Consider the following 17871-nt stretch of genomic DNA (forward strand, 5'->3'; position numbering starts at 1 on the left):
TCCCACATATTGAGCGCACAACGTCCCATTAATAGGGATACCTGTCCAAATGTTGACGCGCTTCCCGCCACGGCTCTAACGTTCGCCCCAACGCCATTCGATTCGGCCGCCCCGCTCGCGGGCGATGGCCGGGCACAGAACACAGGAGACAACCGTGGCTCAATCCGCGTCACGCACCCAAGCCGACCCGCAGGCGTTGCCGCTCGCGCACGCCGGTACTTCATCCGACTCCGCCGCCCGCGCGACCACGGCCACCGCAACGGCAACGGCCACGCCACCCAGTCGCAAGCGGCTGCTGATCCTCGCCTTGCTGTTCGTCACCGTCGTGATCAACTATCTCGACCGCAGCAACCTGTCGATCGCCGCGCCCGCGCTGTTCAAGGAACTCAACATCGATCCGGTGCGCGCGGGCCTCGTGTTCTCCGCGTTCGGCTGGACCTACGCGCTGATGCAGATCCCGGGCGGCTGGCTCGTCGACAAGGTGTCGCCGCGCGTGCTGTATGCGGGTGCGCTCGCGCTGTGGTCCGCCGCGACGCTGCTGCTCGGATTCGCGGGCTCGTTCGTCGGGCTGATCGTGCTGCGCCTCGCGGTCGGCGCGCTCGAGGCGCCGGCCTACCCGATCAACAACCGCGTGGTGACGACCTGGTTCCCGACCCGCGAACGCGCGAGCGCGATCGGCGGCTACACGTCGGGCCAGTTCGTCGGCCTCGCGTTCCTCACGCCGGTGCTCGCCTGGCTGCAGGTGCATCTCGGCTGGCACATAGTGTTCGTCGCGACCGGCCTCGCCGGCATCGTCTGGGCCGCGATCTGGTATGCGGTGTACCGCGAGCCGCGCGCGTTTCGCGGCGTCAACGCGGCCGAGATCGCGCTGATCCGCGACGGCGGCGGGCTCGTCGATCTCGAGGACCGCGTCGCGGCGCGCACCGAACGCGCGCCGTCGACGTGGCGCGACCTCGGCGTCGTGCTCGGCCGGCGCAAGCTGTGGGGCATCTATCTCGGCCAGTTCGCGCTGAACTCGACGCTGTGGTTCTTCCTCACGTGGTTCCCGACCTACCTCGTCAAGTATCGCGGGATGGACTTTATCAAGTCGGGCTTCCTCGCGTCGCTGCCGTTCCTCGCCGCGTTCGTCGGCGTGCTGTGCTCGGGCGTGCTGTCGGACTGGCTGATGCGCCGCGGCGCATCGCAAGGCTTCGCGCGCAAGCTGCCGATCATCTCGGGGCTGCTGATCTCGACCTGCATCATCGGCGCGAACTACGTCACGTCGACCGGCTGGGTGATCGCGTTCATGACGATCGCGTTCTTCGGCAACGGCTTCGCGTCGATCACGTGGTCGCTTGTGTCGGGGCTCGCACCCGCGCGGTTGATCGGCCTCACGGGCGGTGTGTTCAACCTGATCGGCAACCTGTCCGCGATCGCGACGCCGATCGTGATCGGGCTGCTCGTGAACGGTGCGGACTTCTCGCGCGCGATCACCTACATCGCCGCGATGGCGCTCGCCGGCAGCCTGTCGTACGGGCTGCTCGTCGGCAAGGTCGAGCGCATCGACGCGTAAGCGTTACGAGGGCGGCATGTGCGTGCCGCCCTGCTTCATCGCTACCGCTGGCCGCGCGTCGCGTCAGAACCGCAGGAACCCGTCGCGCGCGAGGTCGTGCGGATTGCCCGCCACGTAGTCGAGCGCGCACGCATCGGTATCGATGCCGACGGTCAACAGCGTTTCCCAGCGCTCGATGTCGGGCATCGACAGGTCCGGATGAAAACACACGACGGCCTGGTCGCCGGCCCCGCCGCACATCGCCGCCGCGCGCTCGCGCACATCGGCGCTCGTCATCCCGTTCACGACTTCATTCAGGTGCGCGAAGCGCTCGCGCGTGGTCGAGCTGTCGGGCATGCACTCGCCACCGCTCAACGCGCGATCGAGGAAGTGGTTCGTATGCAGCAGCCAGCTGTCCGGACGCGGCACCACCACGCCGACACCTGACGGGCTCAGCTCGATGCTCGCCGCACGCGGGTTCGCATCGTGACGCGTGAACACGGTCAGCACTGTCGACGCACTCACGCGTGCGGTGCGCGCAATGTCGAGCGCTTCCTGCACCGTCGTCGCGTCTTCGAGCAGGCGCCGCGCGATCGCGTGCACGGGCACACCGGCGCTGTCGTTGTCGCTCGCGTGATGCAGGATGTTGAAGTGCAGCCCGAGGCCCGCGCTGTTCACGCCGAGCTTCGCCAGCATCCCGAATTCGGAGAACAGCTTGACGGTGCGGCCGTGCAGCGTCGCGAACTGCATCAGCAGCCCCTGTGGCGCGAGGCTGTCGTGCCAGTCCCACGTCTGCAGCGTGCGCGGCGCGTGAGGGCCGGCCGGCGCGTAGACCGTCGTCGAGCATTCGCCTTCGGCCGATGCGGGTGCAGTGGCGAGAATCTCGGTGCGCGCGTTCAGGCACGCAAGCTGCCAGCGCGGCAGGTCGACGCCGTCCGCGATCGCCTCGACTTCGGCGGCAAGGCGCGGACACCACGCACCGAGCGCGGCGAGACTCGCTTCGCCGATCTCCCGCGCGCGCTGCGGCGCGATGCCGAGCTTCGGGAAGAACGCGAGATAAAGCGCGACCGTCTCGCGGATCTCCGGCGCGAAGCGCTCGCCGATCAGGCGGCCGCGCGCGCGCGGATCGGTGATGTCGGTCACGTAGGTGTGCAGCTTCAAGGTCAACTCTCCTGTGTTGAATGCGTTCCGGGCACGCGCGGCCCGGAACGTGATGCATCGCTCAGCCGCTCGACCGGCGCGCACGCCGGCCGGAACGGCGAGCACGGTCAGAACGAATAGATGAACTGCATCCCGGCCAGGTCGTTGCTGCGCGCGTACGTGCCGTTGCTCTTCAGGAACACCGGATGGTTCGCCGCGTCGTGGCGGTATTCGAGCTTCACGGTGATCTGCTGCGTCGGATAGAACAACAGGTCGGCCGTGATCGCATAGCGCTGCGCGCCCTTGCACTCGGTGCCATTCGTCGACGAACCCTGGAAGCACGCCGGATCGATGCCGAAGCCGCTCGACCCGTTCACCGACGGATTGCCGCCCGCGAGCCCGTACTGGATGTTCGTGCCGCCGCCGCCGTTCGACGTGTTGTTCAGGTAGTCGAAGCGCAGCGTCGCGCCCATCCGGCCGACCCACGACGTCGTCCACTTCGTATGGCCGAGCAGCGACATCCCGTACCAGCGCGCGGTGCCGCCGTTCCATGCGCCCTTCTGCAGCTCGCCGTAGTCGACCTGCGCGTTGACCTGCGTCTTGTCGTGCGTATAGGTCACGTCGGCTTCCACGTACTTGTAGAGGCCGGTCGGCGACGAGCCGTTGCACTGGTAGCCGTAGCCGCCCGCCTGCGCGCACGGCGAGAACAGCGACTGCCGGCCGAGCATCCCGGAGATGCCGAAGTCGAAGGCGGTCGACGTCGCGTTGTCGAAGCGCGCGGTGATCGTCGGCGTCCAGTTGGTCTTCGTCGTGTTGTTCGCCGCGTTCGCGATCGCGCCGGCGGTGCGCAGCACCTCGTTGCCGATCACGACCTGCCAGAAGCGCGTCATCGCCGCGTTGGAGCCCTTCAGCCCGACACCGATCAGGTTGCCCGGCTCGCTGAAGTCGTACAGCAGCCCGTGCGTGAGCGTCAGCATCTGCGTCGACGGCTGCACCTCGTAGCCGGCGAGGCTCGGCATCATCCCGACCTCGAAGGTGCGGGTCGTGCTGAGCGGCACGGTGACCACCGCCTGCGTGACGATGTTGTTGCCGATGCCGCCGTGCGAATTGCTGAACACGTTGCCGAAGCCGCGGTTCGGCTGGATCACGACTTCCGCCGACGGCGCCATCGGGCCGACGCCGAAGGTCTTCTTGATGTCGAGGTAGACGTCGCCGATCGTGCTGTTGAAGTAGTCGTACGCGCCCGGGTCGTGGTTCAGGAACTGGAAGCCGGACGTGCGCTGCGCGCGGTTGAACAGGTACACGGGATCGACGTAGCCGGTGATGCTCAGGCCCGCGAGCGGGCCGGTGGTCGCGGCTTCCTGCAGCGAGTCGACCTTCAGCGACGCGTTCGCGATCTGCTCGCGCATCTGCTGCAGGTCGTCGTTCGTGAACGCCGGTGCCGAATCGGCGGCGGGCGCCGTGCTGATCGTGCCGATCTTCGCGACGCCCGAAGCGGCGGTGGCAGTCGTTGCCGCGCCGGAAGGCTTCGCCGCCAGCATGCTCGCGCGCAACTCGTTCACCTGCTGCTGCAGCGCGGTGACCTGCGCCTGCAGCGCCTTCATCCTGCTCGCGTCGGTTGCCTGCGGCGTGTGCGCGAATGCCGAGGCTGCGTCGAACGCGAGCAGGCACAGCGCCGTCATGTGTCTGATTTTCATATGTGGGTGGTCGTCGGGACGAGCGCGCCCCCGCCCGCCGCGATGAGCGGCGGGGCGCGCGAAAGGTATGCGGGAGTTGGGGAGAGCTGTGGCCGGCTTACTCGGTCTTCAGCTTCGTCCAGAGACGGTTCTGCAGACGCATCAGCTCAGGCGGAACCGGCTTGCTGAGGCTCAGCTTGCGGATCACGTCGGCGGGCGGGAACACGGCCGGATCGCTCGTCACTTCGGCGCGCACCAGGTGCTTCGACGACGGCACGGCCGACGGGTACGACGTATCGTTGGTCAGGTTCGCGCTTTCCTTCTCCGACAGCACGAAGTTGACGAACTTCAGCGCGGCGTCCGGATGCGGCGCATCCTTCGGCACCGCCATCATGTCGAACCACATCGCGCTGCCCTCGGCCGGGATCACGTACTTGATGTGATACGGCTTCTTCGCGGAAGCGGCCGCGATCCGCGCGGAGTTCACGTCGCCCGACCAGCCCAGCGCGAGGCAGATGTCGCCGCCCGCGAGATCGTTGATGTAGCTGCTCGAATTGAACTGCGTGATGTACGGCCGCACCGTCTTCAGCAGCTCGTACGCGGCCTGGTAGTCGGCCGGGTTCGTCGTGTTCGGATCCTTCTTCAGGTAGACGAACGCCATCCCGAACGCATCGACCGGCGAATCGAGCACCGAAATGCCGCAGTGCTTCAGCTTCTGCGCGTACTTCGGGTCGAACAGCAGCGCCCAGCTGTCGAGCGGCGCGTCGTTGCCGAGCGCGGCCTTCACCTTCTCGACGTTCATCCCGAGCCCGTCGGTGCCCCACGTCCACGGAATGCCGAACTGGTTGCCCGGGTCGTCCTTCGCGAGCACCTTCATGATTTCCGGATCGAGCAGCCCGTAGTTCGGCACCTGGCTCTTGTCTATCTTGCGGTAGATGCCGGCCTGCAGCTGCCGCGCCCAGAAGATGTCGGACGGCACGACCACGTCGTAGCCCGACGTGCCCGACAGCAGCTTCGCCTGCAACGTCTCGTTCGAATCGAACTCCTGGTAGACCACCTTGATGCCGGTCGCCTTCTCGAAGTTCGCGATCGTCGCCTTGCCGATCGAGTTGCCCCAGTTGTACACGTTGACGACGTCCGCCGCGTGCGCGACCGGCGCGCCGGCCCACAGGACGCCGCCCAGCGCGAGCGCCGCGCATGCCGTTCTCAGATGCTTGCTCCAATCCCCTGCCATGGTTTCCTCCGTCGATATCATGATCCGCTCGCGATGAACGGTGTGTGCTTCGGTCCGGAAAAATGTAGCCAGAGGAAATTGGCCGGTCTGCCCTGCCAACAGGGGGACACGCCGCACAATCGGGGCATCCGGTTCCGGACGGATGCCCCGATCGGCTCAACCTGGAAGCGATACGAAAGCATCCGTCACCGCTTCGTCAGGTGAGCCAACGACCGTTCAGGATGCCTGCACGCCCGTGCGCACGCCGAAGGCCTCGCCCACGTGCGTGATGCGGCCGTCCATCATCGTCAGCGCGACGTCGATGCGGCCGATGTCGTACTGGCCGACCTCGAACAGATCGTTTTCCAGCACGACGAGATCCGCGCGCTTGCCGGGCGTGAGCGACCCGACCTCGTGCTCCATCCCGAGCTGGTACGCGCCGTGGATCGTGTACGCGGCGATCAGCTGCGGAATGCTCAGGCGCTCGGCGATGTCCGGGAACACCGGCGCATCGGGCTCGCCCGCGAGCTGGCGCGTGTGGCCCGACTCGATGTGCTCGAGCGGCTTGTGCTGGCAGCGGCACTGGCACGCGAGGCCGTCCATGCCGATCGACACCGTCACGCCTTCGTCGAGGAACGTGCGGAACTTGTACATGTTGCTCCAGCGCTCGTGGCCGTAGTGGTCGCGCAGTTGCTCGGTGTACGCGTCGACCACGCCCCACTGCAGCTGCGTGTTCGCCATCACGCCCGCGCGGCGGAAGCGCGGGATGTCGTCCGGATGCGTGAGGAACGCGTGCGTGATCACGTGGCGGCGATCGCGCGGCGGGTTCGTGCGGTTGACCGCGTCGAAGCCGTCGAGCGCCATCCGCACGGCCGCGTCCCCGACGCAATGCACCATCACGTTCGCGTTCACGCGATCGGCTTCGACGAGGTAGTGGTTGAACGTGTCGGCCGGCATCGTCGGCGCGCCGCAGGTGTCCGGGCGGTCCGCGTACGGTTCGAGCAGGTACGCGGTGTGGTTCGCCTCGGTGCCGTCGAGGAACAGCTTCAATGCGCGCGCCTTCACGAGCGGCGAATCGTACTGCTCGCGGTATCGGACGAGCGTGCCGACCGGATCGTCGATCTCGCCGATCACCGCGACGCTGCCGACCACGCGTAGCTTCAGGCCGCCCGCGCGCTCCATCGTCTGCAGCGTCTCGTACAGCAGCGACTGGTCGCCGCTCGGATCGAAGAAGCCCGCGTCGAACACGGTCGTCACGCCGGCCGCGCACAGCTTCTTCTGCCACGGCGGGATCGACTCCAGGTACAGGTCGATGCCGGTCGGCAGCAGGCCGGCCGCGCTGATCCGCTGCATCAGCACCGAATATGCGGCGCCGTCGACGACCAGGCCGGTCGGCTCGCCGGTCACCGCGTCCTTCTCGAACCAGCTCGCGCCTTCCTGCACGGGCGGCGTCGATGCGTCGATCCCCGCGATCTCCAGCGCCTTCGAGTTCACCCACATCGAATGGAAATCGGTCGACAGCAGGCACACGGGGCGATCCGAGCAGATCGCGTCGAGCGTCTCCTTGCGCAGCAGCGCCGGCGGAATCGTCGCCTGCACCCAGCCCATCCCGGTGATCGCCGGCTCGTCCGGATGCGACTCGACATACTCACGCAGCGCGGCGAGCACCTTCTGCGGATCCTCGTAGTTCACGAACGCCTGGAACGCGAACGCGGTCGTCTCGAAGTGCCAGTGCGATTCGACGAAGCCCGGCAGCACGAGCCCGCCGGCTGCGTCGACGACCTTTGTGCCCGCACCGACGTACGCCTGCACGGCCGCCGTATCGCCGACATGGACGATCCGGCCGTCGCGCACGGCGACGGCCTGTGCCCACGGCTTGTGCGGATCGACGGTGTAGACCTTCGCGTTGGTCAGAACGAAATCCGCCGGTGTCGAATCCGCTGCGGCGGGCGTCGGTTGCATCTGCATGGCCTGTCCTTTCTGTTGATCAGGTTTTCGAAGTGCTTTCACTATAGGCAGACGATTCGTGGCGGTATGCCCCCCCGCCGCGGGGGCTCGGGCGAATTCCGGCCGCCGCACGCGTGGTCTTGTCATCGTTTTGGGGACAACGCATGAAATTCGCGGGGTTGATCCGGTGAATTCCCGGCTGACGCGTGCACGGCGTTCGCGTAACGTCGCGCTGTCCTCTGACCGCCCACGCCCGACCATGCGACTTCTCCAGCCCGACCCGGCCTCCCGCGGCCACTATCTGATCGGCGTGCGCCCCGACACGCTCGGCGCGACGCTACGCGCAGTCGGCACGCCGGATTTCGTCGGCGCGGTCACCGAGTTCGTCAACGACAGCATCGACGCCGACGCCGTGCACCTCGAACGCTGGCGCGCGGATACGGGCAGCACGTCGGGCTTCGTCGTCGAATGGCTCGGCAGCGGCAGCCTGCGCTTCGCGGCCGATACGTTGCGCGTGATGGATGTCTATTACCAGGACTACTGCCAGATCGATCCACTGGTCGCACCGCTGCGCGGCAAGCCCGGCACGCTGCTCGTGCAGCGCCACGTGGAAGGGATCGCGCACGGCGAGTTCCGCCGCCGGATCTTCGACGAGCCGGGCATCGCGCAGGAATGCATGCTCGTGCACGGCAACGCGCACCTGCAATACGCACTCGGGCTGGCGCGCACCGTCGGGCGGCCCGCGTTCACGATGGACGAGCTGTTTCACTTCAGGCAGATGGTCGACCTGCTGTTCCCGATGTTCGAGCTGCATGCGCGTAGCTGCGCGGCGCGGCGCGTGGCGTCGGGGACGGTGAATACCGCGTCGCAGGCGGGCTTCGACGCGCGCCTCGAACGGCAGGACGTGCAGTTGTCGCGTCGCGAGCACGAAATCTGCCGGCTGATGCTGTGCGGGCGTTCGGTGCCCGAGGCCGCGCAGCAGCTCGACGTGAAGCTGTCGACGGCCGAGTCGTACGTGAAGCGCGCGTTCGCGAAGCTCGGCGTGCGCACGCGCCGCGAGCTGTTCGACTGGGTTCTGGTCGACTGCTGAGCGCGCGACGCCGGCTTATGCGGCCAGTGCGGCCGCCTTGATGTTGAATGCGCGCAGCAGGTCCTCGCAGAACGCGTCGACGATCGGCTTGTCGCTCGCGCTGCGCTTCATCGCGAGATGCAGCGGCACGTCGAAGCTGAACGTCGAGCGGCCGATGGCCTTCACGAGCCCGCGCTGCTCGAACGGCTCCGCGTAGTGCGCGGGCAGGTAACCGAGATGGCCCCCCGACAGGATCAGGATCGTCGCGGCCTCGATGCTGTCCGCGCTCGCGGTCACGCGCCGCTCGGGCAGCGGATACTGCTCCTCCGGCACCGGATAGGTGCGCCAGACCCAGTCGTGAAGCTGCAGATCGTCCGCCGTCACGGGCCGCGACGCATGGAACAGCGGATGCCCGCGCCCGCAGTAGATCACCTGTTGCTCGGTAAACAGCGGCGTGTAGATCAGCCCGGGCACGCGATGCCAGAAATAGCCGATCGCGAGATCGAGCTGGTTGTTGACGAGGCTTTCCTCGAGCTCCTGCGGCGACGCGACCTTCATCGCGAACGTGACGGCCTGGTCGCGCTTGCGGAATGCGCCGATCGCGTCGGCCACGCGCGCGTTCTCGACGAGCGGCGCCTGGCCGATCAGGCCGATCGACAGCGTGCCGACCAGCTTGCGATCGATGTCGCGCACGCGCGCGACGAATTCGGAGGTCGCCGCGACGAGCGTGCGCGCGGTGGCGGCGAAACGTTCACCTTTCGACGTCAGGCGAAAGCCGCCGCGCCCGCGATCGCACAGCTTGAAGCCGACGCGCGCTTCGAGCGCCGACAGCTGCGTGCTGATCGTCGATTGCCGCACGCCAAGTGACGCCTCGGCGGCCGTGATGCCGCGTGCGTCGACGACGGCCAGAAAGACCCGGATGAGCCGGAGATCGAGATCGGAGGTATTCGAGAACATGCTTCAAGCCGCTGCGCGTGTGCGCGTTACCCGGCCGGCCAGCCCGACGCGCATCGCACGCCACGCTCGCCGCCTTCACCGATGAACCGAACCGGACGCGCGCCGCCATCGGCAGCGGCGCGCGTCGCCACCGTCATTCAGATGCCACCGCGAGCGCGCGTTCCATGCCGAACACGGCCGGCCGCAGCCGCCGGTAGCAGAGGAACGCCACCGCGCACAGCGCGATCGCCGCGATCAGCGCCGACTGCGTGCCCGCGCTCTCGATCAGCGAACCGCCCGCGACCGAGCCGACGCCATAGCCGAGCGCGACGCAGCCCGGCGACAGCGCGGCCGACTTCCCGACCAGGTCGTACTGCGGAATCGTCGCGTAGATCAGCAGCGCGCCGCCGGTCCAGCAGCCGATGAACACAATCGCGCCGAGCGTGAACGTCACGGCCGAGGCCGGCAGCGCGAGCAGCACGGCCGCGACCGCGCAGCCGCCGAGGTTCACGAGCGCCCAGCGGCGCAGGCCCGCGCCCGCGCCGAGCTTCGGCATCGCCGCGCAGATCACGAGGCTCGCGATGTTCGCGACGCCGAGCACGAGCGACACCGACTTGCCGCTCAGGCCCGCCGCGGTGCCGATCTTCTCGAGGAAGGTCCACACGACGCCGACACCACCGTACAGCGCGAGCTGCGCGCACAGCACGAGCATCGCGCCCTTGCGGTCGATGCGGCCGGCGACGCCCTCCGGCGCCGGTGCGGCCAGCGTCTCGCCGCGGCGAAACAGCGGCGCCGCGAGCACGAACACGCCGAGCACGCACGCGACGAAACCGAACACGCCGTGCGCGCCCCATGTGTCGCTCAGCATCGGGAAGATGTAGGCGAGCAGCACCATGCTCCACGTCACCTGCCCCATCAGCATGATCCCGAGATTGCGTTCCGGCGCGCGCGAATACGACAGGTAGCGCAGCGCGATGCCGTTCAGCCCGCCCGAGCCGACGCCCGCGATGAACTGCAACGCCGAATACGCGACGAGCCCGTGCGTCGCGAGCGTGCCGAGGTTCGCGCCGGCCGCGAGCGTCACGGCGCCCGCAAGCACCCACCGCACCGGCTGGCGGCCAAGCACGAACGCGACGAGCAGCGTGCCCGTCGATTCGCCGAGCACCTCGATGAAGCTCGACAGCCCGAGCGCCGCTTCGCCGAAGCCCCAATGACGCTCGACCTGCCCGACGATCGCGGGCAGGCCGAGGAAGACCGTCGGCCCGAGCATGCCGAGCAGCAGCATCACGACGACGAACAGCGCGCTTTCCTGTCGCGCTTCATCCTGCAGGTTGACTACATTCATCTGGTGTCTCTCTCCGTGTCCGCGGTGCGGACCGTCTCCTCTGGGGATCGTTTTTGGTGTCGCGATGACGGGGCGGCCCGGCGCGGGGCCGCCCCGTCGTCGTTTACATCGGGAAGCCCATCGCCTTGATGCCGCTGATCCATGCGCGCTTCCAGCCGCCTTCCGCATCCGCGCCGTCGAACGCATGGAACGTGATCTTCGCGGCCATCCAGCGCATCGGCTCCGGCGGGATGTAGCTCGGGCTCTGGTTCGCGATGTCGAGCTTGCGCTCGGGGCTGTCGCGATCGAACAGGATGTTCAGCCCCATGAACGCGCCGAACCGGCTCGCCGCGACACCGAAGCCCGTATAGCCGGCGACGAACACGGCCTTGTCGCCGAGATAGCGCTTCGCGAACACCGAGCCGCGCGAGCAGTAGTCGATCGGGCCACCCCACGCGTGCGAGAAGCGCACGTCGCTCAGTTGCGGGAACGTGCGGTAGAACGCTTCCGCGAGCCGGTAGTACGTTTCGCGCTGGCCGTCCTGGTGCGGCTCCGGGTCGCCGTCGAAGTGATAGCTCACCAGCCCGCCGAAGATGATGTTGTTGTTCTTCGTCAGCCGGAAATAGTTGAGCTGAGTACGCGTGTCGTACACGCCCTGGCGGTTCTTCCAGCCGATCCGCGCGAGTTGCTCGTCGGTGAGCGGCTCGGTCGCGAGCACGTGGTCGCGCACCTGCATCACGCGGCGGTTGATGTCGGGAATCCCGACCTTCGCGGTGCCGCTGCCGAACACGACACGCGGTGCGCGCACGCTGCCCTTCGGTGTCTTCACGAATACCGTGCTGCCTTCGTCGGTCACGGTCACGAGCGGCGTGTGCTCGTACAGCTTCACGCCGAGCTTCAGCGCCGCGCGCTTCAGCCCCCACGCGAGCTTCGCCGGATGCACGATGCCGCTGCGGTTGCGCGACCACAGCGCGCCCGCGAACAGCGGCGAATTCAGTTGTTCGAGCGTTTCCTCGCGGTTCAGCAGCACGACGTTGTGGCCGTACTCGCGATGCAGGTCATAATCGCCCTTCAGGTGCGCGATGTGCTCGGGATCGACCGCGACCGTCATCTCGCCGTTCCACTCGATGTCGGCGTCGATGTCGTAGCGCTTCAGCGTGTCCTCGAAGCCGTCGAGGTTGTGATGGCCGAATTCCTCGAGCTGCGCGATGTCGTTCGGGAACACGCGCACCGCGTTCGGCAGCCCGTGCATCACCGACGTCGAGATGATTCCGCCCGCACGGCCCGATGCGCCGTGCGCAACCTTGCCGGCCTCGATCAGCACCACGTTCAGGTGCGGCATCTGTTCCTTCGCCTGCACGGCCGACCACAGCCCCGTGAAGCCGCCGCCGACGATCAGCAGGTCGGCCCTCACGTCGCCGACGAGTTCCGGCTCGGTGGCCGGCGCCGCCGGGTTGTCGAGCCAGTACGGGAACAGCTTCGTATTCGCGAGCGCCGCCTCGACGCCCAGTGCGACCGGCGCGCCACGCATTGCGTGCGCCTGCTCCGGTGCAGTCTCTCTTGTTTTGACTTCCATTTCCATGATCCCAGCCATCACACGCGAAAAACGAAACCGCCGCCGGGCGCGCGCCACACGGACGACGACACCACGGCGGCGGTTTCGGACATCACGACTTCTCGAGCAGCACGTAGAACTTCTTCGCGTCCTCGATCGTCTCCCAGCGGCCCGCGAAGCCGGCCGGCAGCAGGTAGCCCTGGCCCGGCGTGAACTCCTTGCGGTTGCCTTCGACGTCGGTCAGCGCGATCCGGCCCTCGACGAGCCACACCGCTTCGTCGGCCGCGGTTTCCGGAAACTCCACCGAGCCGACTTTCCCTTCCCACCAGCCGATGATGTAGTTGCCGCTCTTGCCTTCCGCCGCGCGCCAGTCGCTTTCGTCCATTCCGAAGTCGAGCTTCGTGAATTCGCCGATGCCTGCGCCGAGCGGCAGGATGTCCTTGATCAGTTTGGTCATCTGAATCTTTCGTCTCTTGATTGAAAAAAGCAGAGACAAAGTTACTCATTTACACTGCCCCGGTATGCCCCCCTCCGGGGGGGACAAGCGGTGTTTTCCGGGGCGAACGGGTCGGCAGGACAACCGACGGTGTTTCCCCCTAATGACGTTTTTCGTTGCCGACGCTACAATCGCGCCGCTTTTCACCCGGGGAACCGCATGCTGCTCAACGTGAACCCCTTCCACCGCGACAACGACCGCTTCAACGTGTCGTTCAAGGCGCTGGGCGAGCTGATCGAGACGGTCGGCACGCCGCACTTCGTGCCGCGCCTCACGCAACTGCTCAATGACGTGGTGCCGCTCGACGTCGCGCATGTCGAGCGTTCGCGCGTCGACGGCTCGATGCCCACAGGCTATCGATGCGAATGGATCGGCAGCAGCGGCATCGATACCGAATCCACCGAAATCTCCGACGTGATGACGCTCTACTACGAGCGCTTTCTCGACAGCGACCCGCTGTTCGCGGGGCTGCGCGGCAAGACAGGCACGATGCTGGTTGTTCGCGACATCGCGGCGATCCCGCCCGGCGAATTCCGCCAGCGGCTGTTCGACGACGTGCATATCGGCCATGAATGCGTGCTCGCGCGCGGCACGCGCTATTCGCAGCATTCGATCGCGCTGGAGCGCGGCCGCGACCGGCCGCCGTTCACGCTCGCCGAGATGAACCGCTTTCGCAGCATCAGCGACGTGCTGTTCCCGCTGCTCGAACTGCATGCGTCGACCACGGCCGTGCGGCGCGTCGCGCACCCGATGCCCGAAGTCCATCCGCTCGCGCAATTCGATGCACGGATCGCAGCCGACGGCGTGAAGCTGTCGAAGCGCGAATACGAAACCTGCAAGCACCTGCTCTCCGGCAAGACCGTGCCGGAGACGGCCGAGATCCTCGGCGTGCGCGTCGCGTCGGCCGAGTCATACGTGAAGCGCGCGTTCGCGAAGCTCGGCGTGCGCACGAAGCGCGAACTCGCCGCGTGGGGTTCGGCCACCACCACTTTCCCTTCCGCCGGCTCGCACGACGGCGCCGCGCCGCCGGTCATCCCGCGCTGACACGCCCGACCGCACTGCGCGGCCGCGTTCGGTTGCGCCGCGTCGATGCGGCGGCGCCACTTGCATCGAAGCCTGTCGATGTAAACGTTGCGACTTCAAAATCTTCGCGCGGGCGTTCTCCTCTACCATCGGCCGATCGCTTTACCTCAGAAAAAAGGAGACGGCCCATGCCCCGCGAACTGAATCAACCGATGGGCGGCAACGAAATGCCGCGCTTTGGCGGCATCGCCACGATGATGCGGCTGCCGCAAGCCGCGACGACCGACGGCCTCGACGTGTGCTTCGTCGGCGTGCCGCTCGACCTCGGCACGTCGAACCGCTCGGGCTCGCGCTTCGGCCCGCGCCAGATCCGTACCGAATCCGTGCTGCTGCGCCCGTACAACATGGCCACGCGCGCGGCCCCGTTCGATTCGCTGCAGGTGGCCGACATCGGCGACGTCGCAACCAACCCGTACGACCTGAAGGACTCGGTGCGCCGCATCGAGGAGGCGTACGACGAGATCGTCGCGAACGGCTGCCGGCCGATCACGCTCGGCGGCGACCACACGATCGCGTGGCCGATCCTGCGCGCGCTGCACAAGAAGTACGGCAAGGTCGCCGTCGTGCACGTCGACGCGCATGCGGACGTGAACGACACGATGTTCGGCGAGAAGATCGCGCACGGCACGCCGTTCCGCCGCGCGGTGGAAGACGGGCTGCTGCAATGCGACAAGGTCACGCAGATCGGCCTGCGCGGCACCGGCTACCACGCGGACGATTTCGACTGGTGCCGCCAGCAGGGCTTCACCGTCGTGCAGGCGGAAGAATGCTGGAACAAGTCGCTCGCGCCGCTGATGGCGCAGGTGCGCGAACGCGTCGGCGACACGCCGGTCTATCTGAGCTTCGACATCGACGGCCTCGATCCGTCGTTCGCGCCCGGCACCGGCACGCCGGAAATCGGCGGCCTCACCGTGCAGCAGGGCCTCGAAATCGTGCGCGGGATGAGGGGCCTGAACATCGTCGGCGCGGACCTCGTCGAAGTCGCGCCGCCGTACGATCCGACCGGCACCACCGCGCTCACGGGCGCGAACCTCGCGTTCGAGATGCTCTGCGTGATGCCGGGCGTCGCCTACCGCTAACCCGACCGACAGGATGACTCTCATGTCCACCGCCGAGCTTTCCCGTTCCACCGCCACGTCCGTGCTGCCCGCCGCGCACATCGCCGGCCAGCCCGTGCGCACGCATGCCGACGCGCCGGGCGCGCCGATCTTCGACGCGTCGACCGGCGCTGCGATCGGCTGGCAGGAATTCGCGACGACCGCGCACGTCGATGCGGCAGTGCGCGCCGCGCGCGATGCGTTCGCCGGCTGGCGCGATACGCCGCCCGCCGAACGCGGCCGGATTCTCGCGACAATCGCCGAGCGCGTCGAAGCGTCGCGCGATCGTCTTGCTGCGCTGCAGATGCAGGTGAGCGGCAAGCCGCCGTTCGAGGCCGAAGCCGATGTCGGCGACGTCGCCGCGACGTTCGCGTACTACGCGAAGCTGTGCGAGGACCCGGCGCTGTTCGCGGCCGAACCGGTCGCGCTGCCGAGCGACGCCGTCACGGCCGAACGCTTCTACGACGCGGTCGGCGTCGCGGCGCTTGTCATGCCGTGGAACTTCCCGATGGTCACGACCGCGTGGAAGCTTGCGCCCGCGCTCGCCGCCGGTTGCGCGGTCGTGCTGAAGCCGTCCGAACTCACGTCGCCGACGGAGCACGCGCTGCTCGCCATCGTCGCCGAAGCCGGCGTGCCGGCCGGCGTCGTCAACGTCGTGAACGGCGGCGCCGAGGTCGGCGCGGCGCTGACCGCGCATCCGCTGATCGACAAGATCTCGTTTACCGGCAGCACCGCGGCCGGCCGCAAGGTCATGCAGGCCGCCGCCGTCGACATGAAGCGCGTGACGCTCGAACTCGGCGGCAAATCGTCGCTGATCGTGCGCGACGACGCCGATCTCGACGTCGCGGTGTCGCTCGCGGTCGCGGGCGCTTTCACGAACGCGGGCCAGATGTGCTCGGCCACCGCGCGCATCCTCGTGCACGACAGCGTGTACCGCAGCTTCATGGCCGCGTTCGAGACCGCCGTACGCGCGCTCGTCGTCGCGCCGCCGGCTGCGGAACAGGTCGCGATGGGGCCGCTGATTTCAGCCGCGCAGCGCACGCGCGTCGAAGCGATGCTCCAGCAAGGCATCGATGCGGGCGCACGCGTTGCATTCAGCGGCCGGGTGACGGATGCCGGCGGCGACGGCTTCTTCATGGCGCCCGTCGTGATCGCCGAGCCGGCCGCCGACAACCCGCTGTGGACCGACGAAGTTTTCGGGCCCGTCGCGTGCGTGAAATCGTTCCGCACCGACGACGAAGCGATCGCGCTCGCGAACGACACGCGCTACGGGCTCGTCGCGACCGTCGTGACGCGCGATGCGCAAATCGCGAAGCAATTCCAGCAGCGCGTGCGCGCGGGGCTCGTATGGATCAACGCGCCGCAGCTCATCTACCCGCACGTGTGCTGGGGCGGCTTCGGGCTCAGCGGGATCGGCCGCGAACTCGGCGTTGCAGGGCTGCGCAGCTATCAGGAACTGCGCCACGCGATGCGCGCGATCGACTGACGATCGACTGACCAGTGCGGCCGTTCAGGCCGTTGGCGGCACCGTGTCTCGTGGCACGGTGCCGTTTTTTTTTGCAGACTTCCAGGAGGAGGCCCCCGCAGCACGGCAACCGGAGTTCGACGGAAATGCGTTCTCACGGCGCGCGAACCACCCTCAATGCGACGGCACCGCCGCATGATCGTGTTCGCGCAGCGGGCCAGGAATCGCACACTCCGCGAGCCCTCCCTCATCGATCCACGCGCGCGTGCGCTCCGCGGCCTTGTCGATCAGTTGCGCACACTGCGAGTAATCGTATGACGAGACTTCGAGCGGACAGAGCGGCGGCACGACATGGATTTGCGCGCGTGCCGCGTACAGTTCCAGATCGCGCACCAGTTGCCGCGCGATCACGAGTGTCAGCGCGTGCGTCGCATGCGCGATCGCGCTGCGCGGCGGGACACGCAACGCACAGGCGAACCCGGCCGGCAGCACGACGATCCGCTTGACGCCGAGCGCGATCGCAACCGAGATCGGCGTATTGTTCGCGACGCCGCCGTCGACGAGTTCCAGGCCATCGATGCTGACCGACGGAAACACGCCGGGAATCGCCGCGCTGGCCTGCACGGCATCCACGACCGAGCCGGCGGACAGCACGACTTCGCGGCCGCTCAGCACGTCGGTCGCGACGATGTGGAGCGGTAACGCGGCCTGCTCGATCCGCCGGTACGGCAGGTTCTTTTCCAGCAGCAGGCGCAGCGCATCGGCCTCGACCAGATGCGGCCGGTTGCGCAACAGCATCGCGATGAGGCTGCGCATCGAGAACGGCATGACGTCCTGGCGACGGATTCTGCACCACAGCGCGGCAAGCATCGCGACGCCGTCCGCGTCCGGCCGGCCGGCGAAATAGGCGGCGTTGATCGCGCCCGCCGACGCGCCGACGACGCAATCAGGCCGTTCGCCGCTCGCGACCAGCTCGCGGAGCATGCCGACCTCGATCGCGCCAAGACTGCCGCCGCCGGCGAACACGAAGGCGGTCGAGGGAGTGGGGTCGGCGGTCACGGTGCGCCCTCCTGCGGTTGGCTGCGACAGTGCTTTCTCCATGATGGATCGTGCGCCGCCCCGGATGTCCTGATGAAAACCCTGCCGGCATGCGGGCCCGGCCGATCGACCGACGATGCGCGCTGCGCCCTCCGGAATCCCTCGGGGCCCCCTTTTCCGGAGAGGGTTACGTCATTCCCGCCCTGTTTCCCGCTCGCATCCATACAGGAATTCGTTCGATGGCCGCGCGCTTTTTGACTTCGATCAAGAAAAGCGCGCACATTGCCGCTCGCAAACGTGT

General features: G+C 67.6%; 14 protein-coding genes. 5 read left to right on the top strand and 9 right to left on the bottom strand.

Features of this window, described 5'->3' with window-relative positions:
* Positions 1–154 precede the first annotated feature (154 nt).
* Complete coding sequence (locus tag BCO18175_RS03795; RefSeq protein WP_174979456.1) at positions 155–1552, top strand: MFS transporter; 1398 nt, start codon at positions 155–157, stop codon at positions 1550–1552.
* Between the two features lie 63 nt (positions 1553–1615).
* Here the strand turns inward: BCO18175_RS03795 and BCO18175_RS03800 are convergent, their stop codons facing one another.
* From BCO18175_RS03800 to BCO18175_RS03815, 4 genes are all read right to left on the bottom strand, one after another.
* Positions 1616–2692: a C45 family autoproteolytic acyltransferase/hydolase gene (locus tag BCO18175_RS03800; RefSeq protein WP_174979458.1), complete on the bottom strand. Its 1077-nt coding sequence runs from the start codon at positions 2690–2692 to the stop codon at positions 1616–1618.
* Positions 2693–2799: 107 nt separating this feature from the next.
* On the bottom strand, positions 2800–4368 hold the full coding sequence (locus BCO18175_RS03805; protein ID WP_174979460.1) for a DUF3138 family protein: 1569 nt from the start codon (positions 4366–4368) through the stop codon (positions 2800–2802).
* Between the two features lie 97 nt (positions 4369–4465).
* A complete protein-coding gene (locus BCO18175_RS03810) occupies positions 4466–5581 on the bottom strand; it encodes a polyamine ABC transporter substrate-binding protein (protein WP_174973372.1) in 1116 nt (371 codons plus the stop codon).
* 216 nt (positions 5582–5797) lie between these two features.
* Positions 5798–7528, bottom strand: a complete 1731-nt coding sequence (locus BCO18175_RS03815; RefSeq protein WP_174979462.1) for an amidohydrolase — start codon at positions 7526–7528, stop codon at positions 5798–5800.
* A gap of 238 nt (positions 7529–7766) precedes the next feature.
* Between BCO18175_RS03815 and BCO18175_RS03820 the strand changes: the two genes are divergently transcribed.
* Entirely contained in the window at positions 7767–8597 is an 831-nt protein-coding gene (locus tag BCO18175_RS03820; protein ID WP_174979463.1) for a helix-turn-helix transcriptional regulator, read from the top strand.
* A gap of 15 nt (positions 8598–8612) precedes the next feature.
* Here the strand turns inward: BCO18175_RS03820 and BCO18175_RS03825 are convergent, their stop codons facing one another.
* The 4 genes from BCO18175_RS03825 to BCO18175_RS03840 form a co-directional block, all read right to left on the bottom strand.
* Positions 8613–9533 (bottom strand): LysR family transcriptional regulator, encoded by a 921-nt coding sequence (locus BCO18175_RS03825; RefSeq protein ID WP_174979464.1) that lies wholly within the window; start codon positions 9531–9533, stop codon positions 8613–8615.
* A gap of 133 nt (positions 9534–9666) precedes the next feature.
* Positions 9667–10857: an MFS transporter gene (locus BCO18175_RS03830; protein ID WP_174979466.1), complete on the bottom strand. Its 1191-nt coding sequence runs from the start codon at positions 10855–10857 to the stop codon at positions 9667–9669.
* Positions 10858–10960: 103 nt separating this feature from the next.
* Complete coding sequence (locus BCO18175_RS03835; RefSeq protein ID WP_174979468.1) at positions 10961–12418, bottom strand: NAD(P)/FAD-dependent oxidoreductase; 1458 nt, start codon at positions 12416–12418, stop codon at positions 10961–10963.
* Positions 12419–12503: 85 nt separating this feature from the next.
* On the bottom strand, positions 12504–12848 hold the full coding sequence (locus BCO18175_RS03840; RefSeq protein ID WP_011356376.1) for a cupin domain-containing protein: 345 nt from the start codon (positions 12846–12848) through the stop codon (positions 12504–12506).
* A 198-nt stretch (positions 12849–13046) separates the two neighbouring features.
* On the opposite strand from BCO18175_RS03840, the gene BCO18175_RS03845 reads away from it, so the two are divergent.
* The 3 genes from BCO18175_RS03845 (at position 13047) to BCO18175_RS03855 (ending at position 16553) form a co-directional block, all read left to right on the top strand.
* The gene (locus tag BCO18175_RS03845) at positions 13047–13931 is read left to right on the top strand and encodes a helix-turn-helix transcriptional regulator (RefSeq protein WP_174979470.1); all 885 of its coding nucleotides are present in this window, start codon (positions 13047–13049) and stop codon (positions 13929–13931) included.
* 167 nt (positions 13932–14098) lie between these two features.
* Positions 14099–15049, top strand: coding sequence for an agmatinase (speB, locus tag BCO18175_RS03850; RefSeq protein ID WP_174918746.1), 951 nt, complete (start codon positions 14099–14101; stop codon positions 15047–15049).
* Positions 15050–15071: 22 nt separating this feature from the next.
* Positions 15072–16553, top strand: coding sequence for an aldehyde dehydrogenase family protein (locus tag BCO18175_RS03855; protein ID WP_174979472.1), 1482 nt, complete (start codon positions 15072–15074; stop codon positions 16551–16553).
* 153 nt (positions 16554–16706) lie between these two features.
* Here the strand turns inward: BCO18175_RS03855 and BCO18175_RS03860 are convergent, their stop codons facing one another.
* Positions 16707–17633 (bottom strand): patatin-like phospholipase family protein, encoded by a 927-nt coding sequence (locus BCO18175_RS03860; RefSeq protein WP_254607961.1) that lies wholly within the window; start codon positions 17631–17633, stop codon positions 16707–16709.
* Between the last annotated feature and the right edge of the window lie 238 nt (positions 17634–17871).

Source organism: Burkholderia lata (genome assembly GCF_902499335.1).
GTDB classification, from domain to species: domain Bacteria; phylum Pseudomonadota; class Gammaproteobacteria; order Burkholderiales; family Burkholderiaceae; genus Burkholderia; species Burkholderia lata_B.

Coding starts and splice junctions, on each gene's coding strand:
- BCO18175_RS03840 (WP_011356376.1), bottom strand. CDS start 12,848: ATGACCAAACTGATCAAGGACATCCTGCCGCTCGGCGCAGGCATCGGC.
- BCO18175_RS03825 (WP_174979464.1), bottom strand. CDS start 9,533: ATGTTCTCGAATACCTCCGATCTCGATCTCCGGCTCATCCGGGTCTTT.
- BCO18175_RS03805 (WP_174979460.1), bottom strand. CDS start 4,368: ATGAAAATCAGACACATGACGGCGCTGTGCCTGCTCGCGTTCGACGCA.
- BCO18175_RS03845 (WP_174979470.1), top strand. CDS start 13,047: ATGCTGCTCAACGTGAACCCCTTCCACCGCGACAACGACCGCTTCAAC.
- BCO18175_RS03820 (WP_174979463.1), top strand. CDS start 7,767: ATGCGACTTCTCCAGCCCGACCCGGCCTCCCGCGGCCACTATCTGATC.
- BCO18175_RS03855 (WP_174979472.1), top strand. CDS start 15,072: ATGTCCACCGCCGAGCTTTCCCGTTCCACCGCCACGTCCGTGCTGCCC.
- BCO18175_RS03860 (WP_254607961.1), bottom strand. CDS start 17,633: ATGGAGAAAGCACTGTCGCAGCCAACCGCAGGAGGGCGCACCGTGACC.
- BCO18175_RS03815 (WP_174979462.1), bottom strand. CDS start 7,528: ATGCAGATGCAACCGACGCCCGCCGCAGCGGATTCGACACCGGCGGAT.
- speB (WP_174918746.1), top strand. CDS start 14,099: ATGCCCCGCGAACTGAATCAACCGATGGGCGGCAACGAAATGCCGCGC.
- BCO18175_RS03835 (WP_174979468.1), bottom strand. CDS start 12,418: ATGGAAATGGAAGTCAAAACAAGAGAGACTGCACCGGAGCAGGCGCAC.
- BCO18175_RS03810 (WP_174973372.1), bottom strand. CDS start 5,581: ATGGCAGGGGATTGGAGCAAGCATCTGAGAACGGCATGCGCGGCGCTC.
- BCO18175_RS03830 (WP_174979466.1), bottom strand. CDS start 10,857: ATGAATGTAGTCAACCTGCAGGATGAAGCGCGACAGGAAAGCGCGCTG.